This is a genomic window from Rosenbergiella gaditana, assembly GCF_018494065.1.
Taxonomy (GTDB): domain Bacteria; phylum Pseudomonadota; class Gammaproteobacteria; order Enterobacterales; family Enterobacteriaceae; genus Rosenbergiella; species Rosenbergiella gaditana.
On the sequence record NZ_JABBFR010000024.1, the window covers coordinates 1 to 14,193 of the forward strand.

Here is a 14,193-nt window from a genome sequence, read left to right on the forward strand (position 1 = left end):
CGCGGTGGCACTCACGACAGCGAAACCGGTCACGGCCTTTAGGGTTCTGCCCATGACGGTAAACCTGAGCAGACTGATAACGGGGGCAATGAACAGTAACGCTGGCCATGAGAAAACCTCACAGCGATGATTATACATCAATTCAACTAATTGGATACATCACCAAGAATTCATCGACAGTAATGCAAAGAAAACTTACCGATCTGCGCAGGGAATGATGGATTATTTGCTAGCCAAGATGATTGAGATGGAGAAAAAAGGTGAGCTTATCATTCAATAGAAATAACGAAGCCCCAATGGGTGCAACCACTGAGGCTTCTAATTTGTCAGCAACTACTAAGGAACCAACAATGAAGATCATAGCAAAAGAAAATAAAGAATTCACCATCTTCCGTTTCGGCGATAACGAAATCCGCGTTATTGATAAAAGTGGCGAGCCTTGGTTTGTAGCAGAAGATATCTGCAATGCTCTTCAACTCACGAACCCAACAATGTCCATGAAGGCGCTTGATGAAGAGGAACGGTCTAAGTTTAACTTAGGGCGTCAGGGTGAGGCCAATATCGTCAGCGAGTCTGGTATGTACACGCTAGTTCTTCGTTGTCGTGATGCTGTTAATAAAGGCTCAGTTCCCCATAAGTTTCGGAAGTGGGTTACTGCTGAGGTTTTACCTTCCATTCGCAAAAATGGGTCTTATGAAGTTTCACGCTCTCGCAAAAGCACTACAGAGGAAAGAACACCTCTTCGTGACGCAGTGAATATGTTAGTGAGTAAGAAGCATCTAATGTACCCAGAAGCGTATTCCCTAGTTCATCAGCGTTTTCAGGTAACAAGCTTTGAGCAATTAACGCCTGAGCAGATCGAACCTGCTATCGAATATGTACACAGTATTATTCTGGAAGGGGAACTACTGTCTAGAGACGATAGACAAATGACATTGCCTCTGGCCTATCCTATGTCTTTTTACGATCAGTATCGTCATGTGATTAAGCCAACCGAATTAAAGGCGCCGTGGAGATATGCTGCAAAACATTTAATACCTAACGGTGATAACCCTAATCCACTAGGGAAAATACTTACCCAGTTGAAAGACTTCGAATATGAGATTGAGGCCGCACAATTCCAGTTGCTGTCATTACAGCATCATATCGAAATCATGCAGCATAAGTTTGAATAAATTGAACGCGCAGTAATGCGATAAAAAAGGTTATCAAATGTCATTAATAGTAATCGGTGAACAAAAAATAGCAGGATTTAAGTTGAAAGTTGATAAAGAGGTCTTAGCTGTCACGATATCTTCGATTCTGACAGAGGGTGATGATGGTGCGGATGGGTAGCTGATAGTGAGCTCAATGACATTTACGCCTACCTGAAAACATATTATGCGAAAAGGGGTTTGAATATTTAAAATGGATAATTCTAAATTTATAGACGCAGATTTCATCAATTTAGTTGATCGAAACACCCCTCATAATTGGAAAAACTACGTGAGCGAAGAATTGCGTAAAGCGTGGCACACTTTCACTGATGAGCAGAAGATAATGCTTGGTAAGTGTTTCGAAGAAATCGCCTATGAAGAGGAATGGGAATAAATAAAAAGACCTAATTAATAAACCCTTTCTGCCTCAGACTATCTAGGCAGTCTTTTGCACGCTGCCTGAGCAATCTATTATGTTTGAATACTTCGGCAGCATTTACCGCCCATTCTGTTTGACTCTCTGAATACTTTTCTGCGTCGTCCTGATATTTTGGGTGCGCTGGAAACTTCATATCAGTGGCACTTTCCCCGTATTAATCGTTGGCGTCACTGACTGTTTTTACCGAAGTGGGGCATGGGAGGTTTAAGACTAACGATGGCATTATCGAGGGTGACGCTCTTGATGATGCCAAAGTGTTAGGAGTGGTGACATTTATGGTGAAGGAGATACCGAGAGGGGAAGGGTAAAATTCACTACAGCACCCGTTAAAGCACCTGTAATTTTGTAGAAATAGGGGGTGATTGGTGTAAGCTGTTGATTTGAATGGTACGCCCTATAGGATTCGAACCTATGACCTACGGCTTAGAAGGCCGGTGCTCTATCCAACTGAGCTAAGGGCGCCCTGATTTCTGTCACGGATTATACGGCTGAAGGGTCATGAGTCAATCACTTTACGCGTAGAATCGGTTTATTGCTGAAGCTTTGACCATAATTAGTAAATCTTAACCTGACAGCTTTGTCTGCTTCTGACAAAATACAGAGATTCCCCCTAATAGCTTAAAAGTGGATTTTATCCGGATGTCAGCGAAAATTATTGATGGTAAAACGATTGCGCAGCAAGTTCGTGCTGAAGTTGCTGCTGGAGTTCAACAACGCCTTTCTGCAGGTAAACGCGCCCCAGGTTTAGCCGTTATCCTGGTAGGCAGCGATCCTGCTTCTGAAATTTATGTTGGCAGCAAACGTAAAGCCTGTGAGGAAGTGGGCTTTATCTCACGTTCTTACGATTTACCGGCCACAACCAGTGAGCAAGCGTTGCTTGAGCTTATCGATCAACTTAACGAAGACCAGGCTATCGATGGCATTTTGGTTCAACTTCCTTTACCGGAAGGAATTGATAATGTGAAAGTGCTGGAGCGTATTGCGCCAAGTAAAGATGTTGATGGGTTCCATCCCTATAATGTAGGCCGGCTCTGTCAACGTGCGCCCATATTACGTCCTTGTACGCCACGGGGAATCATCACGCTATTGGAACGTAATAATATCGACACTTATGGATTAAATGCCGTGATCGTCGGCGCCTCAAATATTGTTGGGCGTCCTATGGCACTGGAGTTATTGCTTGCAGGGTGTACAACTACGGTGACACATCGCTTCACCAAAGATCTTCGTTCACACGTTGAGCGTGCGGACTTACTGGTGGTCGCGGTAGGCAAAGCACACTTTATTCCTGGAGAATGGATCAAGCCGGGGGCGATTGTTATTGATGTAGGGATTAACCGTTTAGAAAATGGAAAAGTGACGGGTGATGTAGACTTTGCTAAGGCGTCAGAACGTGCTTCTTTGATTACGCCAGTTCCGGGTGGAGTCGGTCCAATGACCGTCGCAACACTGATCCAAAACACGCTAGAGGCGTGTGAAAAATATCATAGTAGGAGTGAACAATAATGCAGCAATTTTCGTTAGGTAAACATGCACATGTCGATCTCTGTGACCTGCTTAAGCTCGAAGGGCTGACAGAGAGTGGGGCGCAGGCAAAGATCGTTATCGATGCCGGAGAAGTGACAGTCGATGGGCAAATTGAGACCCGTAAACGCTGTAAAATCCACGCACAACAAGTGGTCAGTTTTGCAGGTCAATCCATTCAAGTGATTGCCTAATCCCACTACCGCCACCGACAAGTGCGAGCTTATCGGTGGTTGAGTAAGATAGTCCTTAAATTCCACCCCAATCCATGTCTGGCGGCTTATCTGCGCTATCCTAAGTAATCAATATTGTTATAAGATTGTTTAATATTTTTGCTTGGAGTCGGACAATTTAATGAAAAAACTGCTCTCTTCTTTGTTAGTCATTGCGGCCACGGGCAGTAGTGCGTGGGCGAATGCTGCGCCATTCACACTGACTTCACCAGACTTCTCTTCTGGAAAATTATTGCCTGCCGCAGCAGGGGGTAAACCAGGTAATGATCCGGCTTGCCATGGTCAAAATATTTCCCCATTACTCGAATGGCAAAATGCTCCTGCCAACACTAAGAGTTATGCGCTGATTATCCAAGACCCGCAAGGTAGAAATGGTTTAGGCGTGACCCACCTTGTTGCCTATGGGTTACCGGCCACCACTCAACGTTTAGAGCGAACCGCATTAAGTAATGGTAAAGGCTTCGTTGGAGGATTAAACAGTAAAGGCAGTGAGGCATATGTCGGCCCTTGTCCTCCACCTACCTTGGATTTGCATTATTATACCTTTACCTTGATCGCAACCGATTTGCCGGCCAACGCATTACCTGCTGGTCTGCTTAGAGAGGAGTTACTTCATCGCCTCGAGGGCCATGCACTGGCATCGGCGGGTATGGTTGCAGGCTATCAAGCCAAGGCTCCCCATTGATTTTTAACTGAGACTGCGTTTGTGCTAATACTATTAACGCTGTTAAGCAGCGTATTATTACTGTTAACCCTAGCGCCTCTTTCTCACTGTCGCTATTGGTGGGTGAGGGTATGGGATTTTCCACGGGTGCAATTATTGAGCATTGCAGTGTTGCTCGCGGTCGCCTCTAGCTATTATGAGTTTGACTCAACGCTATGGGTAACCTGTTTACAGGTCATTACCTTAGGCTGTGCGGCCTACCAATTATTCTGGATCTACCCTTATACGCCTCTCGCGCGTAAACAAGTCGAGGATGCACAACCGGAGTGGTCTGGCACTACTTTGAAAATCATGGTCTCTAATGTTCTTACCCCCAATCGTCATGCGGATAAATTATTGGCATTAGTTGAACAAGAAAAACCTGATGTATTGGTCGCGGTAGAGACTGATCAATGGTGGGAAGATCAATTGAGACCGCTTGAACAACACTACCCTTGGGTGATCCGTTGTCCGCAGGATAACCTTTATGGTATGCACGTCTATTCCAGAATCGCGGTAAGGGATGCGAAAATCCAATATTTGGTCGATAAGACCATTCCCTCAGCACATCTTTTATTGGTCACGCAGGAAGGACTTGAGGTCAGCCTGCACTGCCTTCATCCTATGCCCCCTAGCCCGACAGAGAGCGATGATTCGATCGATCGGGATGCCGAATTAGTCATGGTGGGGAAAAGTGTTGAACAACGTGAGATACCGGTTATCGTTACAGGAGATATGAACGATGTTGCGTGGTCTCGCAGTACTCGTCTGTTCCTCAAAGTAAGTGGGTTACTGGACCCAAGGCGCGGGAGAGGGATGTTTTCCACTTTCCATGCCAGTTATCCTTTTTTGCGTTGGCCACTGGACCATGTCTTCCACAGTAAAGCATTTGTGTTAAAAGATTTAAGACGGCTGCCGAGTATTGGGTCCGATCACTATCCTTTCTATGTTGAGTTACTTTATCACCCACAACAGGGGGCTCAACAGCGAAAATTATCCCGAACCGATGATGATGAAAAATTGGCGAAGGACGTATTAAATCAAGTTGCCGGTGACGAACACCATGTTCATCGACCTGGTGAGTAAAAAATTTCTTTATCGCTCATCACTAAGAGAATGGTTCCGGTTCCATAAAAAAGGTCATTTTACTGGGTAAATATCAAGCAATTGTACAAAAAAACGATATTTATCACTTTTTCATCAGATCTTACTGGACAAATGGCTCCGCAATTGGTGTACTAGATAACGACACAGATTTAGTGTCTTTTTTAATGTAAAGGTAATATAGATGTCTAAGATTAAAGGTAACGTTAAGTGGTTTAATGAATCCAAAGGATTCGGTTTCATTACTCCTGAAGATGGCAGCAAAGATGTATTCGTACATTTCTCTGCTATCCAGAGCAATGGCTTCAAAACTCTTGCAGAAGGTCAACGTGTAGAGTTTGAAATTACTGACGGCGCTAAAGGCCCATCTGCTGCTAACGTTATCAGCCTGTAAGTTAACAGCCAGAATTTCAAAAACCCGCCGCTTTGGCGGGTTTTTTTTGCTTTAACGTTATGTGAATGTTAATACGCAATCTGTTACAGATCATAATTGTGTTATAATCCTGTTCTATCATGATAGATATAGTGTCCTGCTAGGTATTGAGGTTGAAAGAGAGTTATGGAAGGTATTAGCTTAGCCAAGTTGTTAATCATCGGCGCATTGATCGTTTTATTGTTTGGCACGAATAAGTTACGTTCACTTGGCGGCGACTTAGGAAGTGCGATTAAAGGCTTTAAAAAAGCGATGAAAGAAGACGATAGCGCGGGGAAAAGCACTGTGGCGGAAGACGCTACTGCAGACCGCGTCACGCACAAAGAATAATAAGCCGATAATTTACTGCATAATGTAAGTAAATATAAAAAAAGCCAGTTCTCGCATGAGTACTGGCTTTTTTGTCGATAACGTGGGGCTACTTAATTTCAATGCCCTGTGCCTGCATATCTGCATGATAAGAAGAGCGTACAAAGGGTCCACAGGCTGCGTGAGTAAAGCCCATGGCCATCGCAGCCTCTTTCATCTCATCGAACTCAGCAGGGCTTACATAGCGTTGTACAGGGAGGTGGTGACGGCTCGGTTGTAGATATTGACCAAGCGTCAGCATCGTGACACCGTGACGACGTAAATCCCGCATAACCTCGATAATTTCTTCGTTGGTTTCTCCGAGTCCAACCATCAATCCTGATTTAGTCGGAATCTCAGGGTGTGCCTGCTTAAATTTTTCCAGTAAGGTCAGTGACCATTGGTAATTCGCACCTGGACGTACTTGACGGTATAGACGCGGAACGTTTTCAAGGTTGTGGTTAAACACGTCCGGCGGTGTCGCCGACAGGATCTCTAATGCTTTATCCATACGTCCCCGGAAATCGGGCACGAGCGTTTCAATTTTAATGGTCGGGCTTTTAGCTCGGATTGCGCTAATACAGTCGGCGAAGTGTTGTGCCCCACCATCACGTAAATCATCGCGGTCAACGGAAGTAATTACCACATAGCGTAACGCCATATCGGCAATCGTCTGTCCAAGTTTTGCTGGCTCGTTGGTATCAGGCGCGACAGGGCGACCATGGGCGACGTCACAGAAAGGGCAGCGTCGGGTACAGATAGCCCCGAGGATCATAAATGTAGCCGTACCGTGGTTGAAGCATTCCGCGAGATTAGGGCAGGACGCTTCCTCACAGACCGAATGCAGGCCATTTTTACGCATAGCCGCTTTAATCCCTTGGATACGACTCGAATCAGCAGGCAGCTTGATTTTCATCCATTCGGGTTTACGCAGTATTTCTTGGCGTTCGGTTACCACGGTTTTTACTGGGATCAATGCCATTTTATCGGCATCCCGATATTTGACACCGCGTTCCATCTGTATTGGTTTGCTCATAAGGTATTCCGCGTCACTGTCAGTAGAATCATGCTTGATGCATCACTGATTCAACTTTTCTGATAAATTTGCAAAAGTATATCACTAGGCCGCTGCTTAGACAGCCTCAAGCGCACAAAAGTTACAAAGTTGTAAAATAAAGTGGGTGTTCGCTCGGGAGGGGATGGTCTGTCACCACCCTCGGGCTGTGAACGTAATGCGTGAAGTACTTCACCAAATCGTGTGCGACGTCACTCATCCCGCGTTGACTGCCGTGATCACGTAACTGAGTCATGGTGAGGTCGGCGTAGCCACAAGGGTTTATACGCGTAAAAGGTGAAAGATCCATATCGACATTTAACGCTAAACCGTGGAAAGAGCAACCGTTGCGGATACGTAGCCCTAATGAACATATCTTCTGCCCCGCAATATAGACTCCAGGCGCATCTGCACGAGCATAAGCCTGCAGCTTATCTTCAGCCAAAGTAGCAATTACCGTGTTTTCTAAAGCGGTGACGAGTTCTCGCACCCCCACTTTACGTCGGCGGATATCTATTAATACATACATAATTTGTTGGCCCGGCCCGTGAAAAGTCACTTGCCCCCCCCGATCGCTCTGCATAACGGGGATATCGCCTGTCGCCAACAAATGCTCAGCCTTACCCGCTTGCCCTTGCGTAAAAACCGCAGGGTGCTCAACCAACCATACTTCATCCGCGGTGTGTGCGGTACGGCTGTCGGTAAATTGATGCATAGCCTCGGAAACGGTAGCCCACTGTTGCTGGCCGAGATGGCGAACAATCAGCGGGGGGATTTCCGGAAGAAGGGTTGGCTGATCTTGGCTCATTACATCACCATACGAACGATTTCGATATTACCTAACTCTTCATATAAGGTTTCAACTTGATCGATATGTGTTGCATTAATAGTGATAGAGACTGAATGGTAGTTACCCTTGCTACTAGGCGTAATAGTGGGTGAATATTCGCCGGGTGCATGGCGTTGTACCACTTCGATGACCTGACCAACTAATTCTGGTTGTGCAAGGCCCATGACTTTATAGGTGAAGGGGGTAGGGAACTCTAATAGTTCGTTTAATTTGGTTTTCATAGTCACTCCGAATGAAAAAAGACTCCCGCGAGAGCGGGAGTATATATTATTAATTATGTGGGGGCGATGAGGATAAAATCAAGCCATCTAGCCGAACCAGTGGTGGAACATCAATTTTATATGATCGACAATTTTGCTAAAGAATCCGCCTTCAGGCACAGCATTGAGTACCATGAGTGGGCGCGTATCGATAATTTTGCCATCCAGTTGGAAATTAATGGTTCCGACAACTTGGTTCTTTTGTAGTGGCGCATGGAGCTCCCCTGAATTGAGCACATAGCTGGCTTTAAGATCCTTCATACGGCCGCGGGGCACCGTTATATAGACATCCTTATTAACGCCAAGCTCGGCTTTATCGGTATCACCAAACCATACGGGTTCAGAAGCAAAGTCTTTACCGGCTTTGATCGGGGAGATGGTTTCAAAGAAGCGGAAACCCCAAGTCAGTAATTTTTTACTCTCGGTCTCCCGACCCTTATAGGTATGACCGCCCATCACTGCAGAAATCAGGCGCATTTGGCCTTCGGTTGCCGACGCGACCAGATTAAATCCTGCTGAGTTCGTGTGACCGGTTTTAATGCCGTCGACATTCATACTGGTATCCCACAGTAACCCATTACGGTTAAGCTGGCGGATATTATTGAAGGTGAACTCTTTTTCGTGGTAAATCGCGTACTCATCCGGGATATCTCTGATTAAAGATTGACCAATCAAGGCCATGTCCCGTGCTGAGCTATATTGTCCCTCAGCATCTAATCCGTGAACGGTTTGAAAGTGCGTATTTTTCAAGCCCAGTGACTTCACGTAATTATTCATCAGACCCACAAAGGTCTCTTGGCTACCGGCAACATAATCGGCCATGGCCACACAAGCATCATTACCTGATTGCAAGACGATGCCACGTGTCAGTTGAGAGACCGGTACGCGGTCACCCGGTTTGAGAAACATTAACGATGACCCCTTAAACACCGGATTTCCGGTTGCCCAAGCATCTTGTCCGACCGTCACCATATCGTCTTGATGGATCTTACCGGCTTTTACCGCCTGACCAATCACATAACTGGTCATCATTTTCGTTAAGCTTGCCGGGTCTCGACGTGCATCGGCATTTTTCTCGGCGAGCACTTTACCCGAGTTATAATCCATGACGATATAAGCTTCGGCGTCAATATTGGGGACACCCGGGATCATAGTCTGGACGATATTATCGTCAGCCATGGCACTCGGTCCAATAAGCACTGCCACAAGGGGTAATAAGGTGAGATGCTTAAAAATTTTTGGGGATAAAGTCTTCTTCATTGTGACGTTCTCATTCAGAGGCAGTACAAAAGCCCCACTAAACATTGTTTAATGGGGAACCTTGCGAGTCTTAATTATTATTTGAAGTGATGAATGAATTCACATTATCTTGTGCCAGACGTTGTTGTAACGTAGTCGCCTCACTACGGCTACCGTATCCACCGAGTTGTACGCGATAGATATTGCCATTAACCGCTTCAACGTGCCCTGCAACATTATAATGTTGGGCTAATTTCTTTTGTAACTCATTCGCCCGCTCAGCGTTATTGACTGCAGCAACCTGAACGACAAATCCCTTTCCATTACCGTGGCTTGATGCCGTTGGTTTCGTCACAGGGGGATTAACCGCAGGGGTTGCATGCGGTGTCGATGCGGCGACCGTAGTCGCCTTGGTCGTCGGTGCAGTCGAGCTCTGCGTCGCCACTGGAACGTTTTCAGCTTCATCTGACTCTAACACGCCACTGCGTAAAGGTTGCGGAGCACCTTGTAAACCGTTGCTATGCACGGGGGCACCACTCCCTCCATTACTCTGTAACTCACTATTGTCCACGGCGCGAACATTGGTGTCTGCAGGTGTGGTGGATGTAGTCACGGGCGGTAGTGCAGTACTTCCCGACGAAGTGGAATCTCCTGAGGTCATGCCTCCATCCAGATCAGGACGTGCAGGAAGATCATAGCTCTGTTTTGCTACGCGGGTACCAATGGTCCCTGGGCCTGAAAGTGCGCCATCCGCAGCAACATTGATCACATCAATACGGACACGACTGTTATTCGAGGTATTCAAGCGGGTCGCCGCAGCAGGGGAAAGATCGATAATACGTCCTGGAATAAACGGACCACGGTCATTGATGCGTACGACGATTTGACGATTATTGGCTAGGTTTGTTACCCGTACATAAGACGGGATAGGTAAGGTAGGATGCGCAGCAGTAAAGGCATCTGAATCAAACGCTTCACCCGAAGCAGTACGATTTCCTTGTGCTTCGGTACCATAAATGGAGGCTAAACCGATTTGGCTAAAGTTCTGCGTATCCGTGGCAATTTTATAGCGAATACCATTAACGCTGTAATCGTTGTTAGCAGTCGTATTGCGAGGCTCATATTTCGGTTCAATACCCGGTATCTCGACCACTGGTCCATTATAGGCAGGCAGTGGGGGAGCGGTATAATTTTGTTGCGACTGCTCTGACGAACATGCCGCTAACATTAATGATGCCAAGCTAATTCCAAGCCATTCCTTTCGCATGTCTGCCTCTTATACGCTTTTAGATAACATTTTTCGATGAGTATGGATTGACATAACAATGCCAAAACCTGCCATTAGGACCACCAGTGCTGAGCCACCATAGCTAACCAAAGGTAGGGGAACCCCGACAACCGGAAGAATACCACTCACCATACCGATATTGACGAACACATAGACAAATAAGATTAGCATCAAACCCCCGGCCATTACACGTCCAAAGGTGGTTTGTGCGCGGGCTGCAATAATCAAGCCACGAATGATTAACAGAAGGTAAAGTGCTAACAAGCCGAGTACGCCGATTAACCCTAACTCTTCTGCAAGCACTGCAAAGATAAAGTCAGTGTGGCGTTCAGGTAGGAATTCGAGTTGTGATTGGGTGCCATGTAACCACCCCTTACCCCGTAAGCCACCAGAGCCTATCGCGATCTTAGATTGGATAATATGGTAGCCAGCACCGAGTGGATCACTCTCTGGATTTAAAAGCATCATTACCCGATCACGCTGATAATCGTGCATTAAAAAGAACCATAAAATGGGAATAAAGGCGGCGAGTAGCAGTACGGCAATGCCAATCAATCGCCAGCTCATGCCTGAAAGGAATAGCACGAAAATTCCTGATGCGGCGATTAAGATGGCCGTACCGAGATCTGGCTGTGCAGCCACTAACAAGGTAGGCACCGCAATTAAGACCAGTGCAATAGCTGTATTTTTAAGTGAGGGCGGGCAGACATCACGGTTAATGAAGCGCGCGACCATCAGCGGTACCGCAATTTTAGCGATTTCTGAAGGTTGAAAGCGAACGATCCCAAGGTCAAGCCAACGTTGTGCCCCTTTACTAATATGACCAAAGGCATCTACTGCAATCAGTAATACGACGCTTAAAATATAAAGGTAAGGCGCCCAACTTTCGTAAACACGTGGCGGGATCTGTGCGAGCGTCAGCATTAAGGCTAAGCCCATACCAATTTGCCCAATTTTACGCTCCATCATGCCTGGATCTTGGCCACTTGCACTCCAGATAATAAAACCACTATAGGTGAGTAGCGTCAGGATGATGATCATAAACATGGGATCAACGTGGATTCTTGTCCAAATTGATTGTTTTTGTGGGTGGTCGCTCATGGGCATTACTCGTCACCTTCATAGCCAGCAGGCTTTGGAGCCTCTGGCGATAATTGGGTATTGTTGTCACCTAACATAATATGGTCCAAAATTTGGCGCATAATGGTGCCGACAGCTGCGCCGGAACCACCATTCTCTAAGATCATCGTGATGGCGACGCGTGGATTATCATAGGGAGCGAAGGCGGTCATGAGTTTATGATCACGCAAACGCTCAGAAATTTTGTGCGCATTGTAGGTCTCGTTCGCTTTAAGCCCGAAGACCTGTGCAGTACCGGATTTCGCAGCAATTTTATAGGGCGCGCCGGTAAAACTCTTATGCGCCGTACCGTTAGGGCGGTTGGCTACACCATACATTCCATCTTTGGCGATTTCCCAATAGCCTGAATGTACATCGCCAATAACCTCCGAGACAGGGGGCTGATAAGCGTGGCTTGTGCCTGCCCGGTTTGCCGATAATAATAAATGCGGCACTTTGAGGACGCCATCATTGATTAACGCCATAAGCGCTTTATTCATTTGCAAAGGGGTTGCCGTCCAATAGCCTTGACCGATGCCGACAGGAATAGTGTCCCCTTGATACCAGGGTTTTTTAAAACGATTTAACTTCCACTCGCGCGTTGGCATATTCCCTGCACTCTCTTGTGGAAGATCAATGCCGGTTCGCTGACCATAGCCAAACTTCGTCATCCATTCAGAGAGACGATCAATCCCCATATCAAACGCTACCTGGTAGAAAAAGGTGTCCGCAGATTCCTCAAGAGACTTGGTCACATTGAGGTGGCCATGGCCCCATTTCTTCCAATCACGAAAGCGTTTCTCACTGCCCGGCAGTTGCCACCATCCCGGGTCAAATAAACCGCTATTTTTGGTGATAACACCAGTACTTAACGCAGAAACCGCCACAAAAGGTTTTACTGTCGAGGCAGGCGGGTAGGCCGCTTGAATGGCACGGTTGTATAATGGACGGTCGGGATTGGTCAATAGTTCTTTATAATCTTTACTTGAGATCCCTTCGACGAATAAATTGGGATCATAACTGGGCATAGAGACCATCGCTAAAATTTCGCCATTGCGCGGATCGCTCACCACAACCGCTGCGCGACTGCCGGCTAGCAGTGTTTCGATATATTGCTGTAAACCTAAGTCCAGTGTCAGTGTAATATCTTCACCCGCTTGAGGAGTGACTTCACTCAGTTGCCTGATAACTCTGCCACGGTTATTCACCTCAACTTCTTCATAACCGGTGTTACCATGTAAGATATTTTCATAATAGGCTTCAATACCGAGCTTACCGATATCGTGGCTTGCACTATAGTTACCGGCCTTTTGTTCGCTATTCAAGCGTGCCATATCTTTATCATTAATCTTTGAAACATAGCCAACAATATGCGTCAGGCTTGGGCCATACGGATAATAACGGCGTTGATAACCTTTAATTTCTACACCGGGGAAGCGGTACTGGTTTACCGCAAAACGGGCAATTTGTTCGTCGTTCAATTCGCTTTTTACGACGACTGACGTAAAACGACGGGCTTGTTTGCGCTCTTTTTCAAAGGCAATTAAGTCTTCGTCGCTCAGCGATAGGACAGGTTGTAAATCTTTTAACGTTTGTTTTAAATTCCCCACTTTCGCCGGCAGAATTTCTGCTTGATAGATAGTGCGATTCAGGGCAAGGGGTGTCCGGTTACGATCATAGATGATGCCGCGACTGGGCGCGATAGGCACCAATTTAATCCGATTTTGGTTTGAGCGAGTGCGGTAGTCATCATAATTAGCAATCTGCAGATGACACAGATTAATAATAAGAATTGAGAGTAATAGAAAAACACCCACAAGTGCGATGGCTGCCCGTTTCACAAATAATTTTTGTTCAGCGCTATAGTCACGAAAAGCGTAGGCGGTCAATTTCATGCAAGTGTTTTCTACTTATTCAAGGGTCGAGAATTTATTCGCGATGGTAAGGATGGTTAGTCGTAATACTCCATGCACGATAGAGGCTTTCAGCGACTAATACTCTGACTAATGGATGGGGTAAGGTCAATGGCGAGAGTGACCAACTTTGATCTGCCGCAGCTTTACAAGCCGGGGCAAGACCTTCAGGCCCACCAATCAGTAAGCTGACATCACGGCCGTCCTGCTTCCAACGGTCAAGCTGTTGGGCGAGTACAGGCGTTTCCCAAGGGGTGCCAGGGATATCCAAGGTTACGATTCGGTTGCCTTTACCCACTACAGCTAACATCGCCTCACCTTCTTTTTCAAGGATCCGCTTGATATCCGCGTTCTTACCGCGTTTACCCGCTGGAACCTCGATAAGCTCAAAGGGCATATCGCGCGGAAAGCGGCGTAAATAATCCATGAATCCGGTTTGAACCCAATCGGGCATTTTAGTGCCTACGGCGATGAGCTGTAATTTCACTCA

Annotated in this window: 18 protein-coding genes and 1 tRNA gene; 9 read left to right on the forward strand and 10 right to left on the reverse strand. The window is 46.4% G+C overall.

Annotated features, from left to right (window positions below; translation table 11 throughout):
• The coding region (locus tag HH682_RS13690; protein WP_338049353.1) for an IS1 family transposase at positions 1-109 on the reverse strand (109 nt) is incomplete at its 3' end.
• A gap of 241 nt (positions 110-350) precedes the next feature.
• Between HH682_RS13690 and HH682_RS13695 the strand changes: the two genes are divergently transcribed.
• The 3 genes from HH682_RS13695 to HH682_RS13700 all read left to right on the forward strand — a co-directional run bounded on the left by HH682_RS13695 (position 351) and on the right by HH682_RS13700 (position 1,590).
• Positions 351-1,175 (forward strand): BRO-N domain-containing protein, encoded by an 825-nt coding sequence (locus tag HH682_RS13695; protein ID WP_214238093.1) that lies wholly within the window; start codon positions 351-353, stop codon positions 1,173-1,175.
• Between the two features lie 37 nt (positions 1,176-1,212).
• Positions 1,213-1,335 carry a hypothetical protein gene (locus tag HH682_RS15980; protein ID WP_275957718.1) on the forward strand — a complete coding sequence of 41 codons (123 nt, stop codon included), beginning with the start codon at positions 1,213-1,215 and terminating at the stop codon, positions 1,333-1,335.
• A gap of 72 nt (positions 1,336-1,407) precedes the next feature.
• A complete protein-coding gene (locus tag HH682_RS13700; RefSeq protein ID WP_214238094.1) occupies positions 1,408-1,590 on the forward strand; it encodes a recombinase RecA in 183 nt (60 codons plus the stop codon).
• A gap of 430 nt (positions 1,591-2,020) precedes the next feature.
• On the opposite strand, the gene HH682_RS13705 is transcribed toward HH682_RS13700, so the two are convergent.
• Positions 2,021-2,097: transfer RNA gene (locus HH682_RS13705), tRNA-Arg, on the reverse strand.
• A 177-nt stretch (positions 2,098-2,274) separates the two neighbouring features.
• Between HH682_RS13705 and folD the strand changes: the two genes are divergently transcribed.
• From folD to tatE, 6 genes are all read left to right on the forward strand, one after another.
• The gene (gene folD / locus HH682_RS13710; protein ID WP_214238095.1) at positions 2,275-3,141 is read left to right on the forward strand and encodes a bifunctional methylenetetrahydrofolate dehydrogenase/methenyltetrahydrofolate cyclohydrolase FolD; all 867 of its coding nucleotides are present in this window, start codon (positions 2,275-2,277) and stop codon (positions 3,139-3,141) included.
• Entirely contained in the window at positions 3,141-3,353 is a 213-nt protein-coding gene (gene ybcJ, locus HH682_RS13715; RefSeq protein ID WP_214238096.1) for a ribosome-associated protein YbcJ, read from the forward strand. The genes folD and ybcJ overlap by 1 nt, the downstream gene beginning before the upstream one ends.
• A gap of 160 nt (positions 3,354-3,513) precedes the next feature.
• Positions 3,514-4,077 carry a YbhB/YbcL family Raf kinase inhibitor-like protein gene (locus HH682_RS13720; protein ID WP_214238097.1) on the forward strand — a complete coding sequence of 188 codons (564 nt, stop codon included), beginning with the start codon at positions 3,514-3,516 and terminating at the stop codon, positions 4,075-4,077.
• 21 nt (positions 4,078-4,098) lie between these two features.
• A complete protein-coding gene (locus tag HH682_RS13725) occupies positions 4,099-5,181 on the forward strand; it encodes an endonuclease/exonuclease/phosphatase family protein (RefSeq protein ID WP_214238098.1) in 1,083 nt (360 codons plus the stop codon).
• Between the two features lie 202 nt (positions 5,182-5,383).
• Positions 5,384-5,593: a transcription antiterminator/RNA stability regulator CspE gene (gene cspE, locus HH682_RS13730; protein WP_006118399.1), complete on the forward strand. Its 210-nt coding sequence runs from the start codon at positions 5,384-5,386 to the stop codon at positions 5,591-5,593.
• Between the two features lie 165 nt (positions 5,594-5,758).
• A complete protein-coding gene (gene tatE, locus HH682_RS13735; protein WP_214238099.1) occupies positions 5,759-5,962 on the forward strand; it encodes a twin-arginine translocase subunit TatE in 204 nt (67 codons plus the stop codon).
• 88 nt (positions 5,963-6,050) lie between these two features.
• On the opposite strand, the gene lipA is transcribed toward tatE, so the two are convergent.
• The 8 genes from lipA to rlmH form a co-directional block, all read right to left on the reverse strand.
• Positions 6,051-7,016, reverse strand: a complete 966-nt coding sequence (gene lipA, locus HH682_RS13740) for a lipoyl synthase (protein ID WP_214238100.1) — start codon at positions 7,014-7,016, stop codon at positions 6,051-6,053.
• Between the two features lie 121 nt (positions 7,017-7,137).
• Positions 7,138-7,842 (reverse strand): lipoyl(octanoyl) transferase LipB, encoded by a 705-nt coding sequence (gene lipB / locus HH682_RS13745; protein ID WP_214238101.1) that lies wholly within the window; start codon positions 7,840-7,842, stop codon positions 7,138-7,140.
• Positions 7,842-8,105, reverse strand: coding sequence for a DUF493 family protein YbeD (ybeD, locus tag HH682_RS13750; RefSeq protein WP_214238102.1), 264 nt, complete (start codon positions 8,103-8,105; stop codon positions 7,842-7,844). Before ybeD ends, lipB begins: the two co-directional genes overlap by 1 nt.
• Positions 8,106-8,192: 87 nt before the next feature.
• On the reverse strand, positions 8,193-9,404 hold the full coding sequence (gene dacA, locus HH682_RS13755; protein ID WP_214238103.1) for a D-alanyl-D-alanine carboxypeptidase DacA: 1,212 nt from the start codon (positions 9,402-9,404) through the stop codon (positions 8,193-8,195).
• 70 nt (positions 9,405-9,474) lie between these two features.
• The gene (gene rlpA, locus HH682_RS13760) at positions 9,475-10,650 is read right to left on the reverse strand and encodes an endolytic peptidoglycan transglycosylase RlpA (protein WP_214238104.1); all 1,176 of its coding nucleotides are present in this window, start codon (positions 10,648-10,650) and stop codon (positions 9,475-9,477) included.
• A 9-nt stretch (positions 10,651-10,659) separates the two neighbouring features.
• Entirely contained in the window at positions 10,660-11,772 is a 1,113-nt protein-coding gene (gene mrdB, locus HH682_RS13765) for a peptidoglycan glycosyltransferase MrdB (RefSeq protein ID WP_214238120.1), read from the reverse strand.
• Between the two features lie 5 nt (positions 11,773-11,777).
• Positions 11,778-13,685, reverse strand: a complete 1,908-nt coding sequence (gene mrdA / locus HH682_RS13770) for a peptidoglycan DD-transpeptidase MrdA (protein ID WP_214238105.1) — start codon at positions 13,683-13,685, stop codon at positions 11,778-11,780.
• A 34-nt stretch (positions 13,686-13,719) separates the two neighbouring features.
• Entirely contained in the window at positions 13,720-14,190 is a 471-nt protein-coding gene (gene rlmH, locus HH682_RS13775; RefSeq protein WP_214238106.1) for a 23S rRNA (pseudouridine(1915)-N(3))-methyltransferase RlmH, read from the reverse strand.
• Positions 14,191-14,193: the final 3 nt, after the last annotated feature.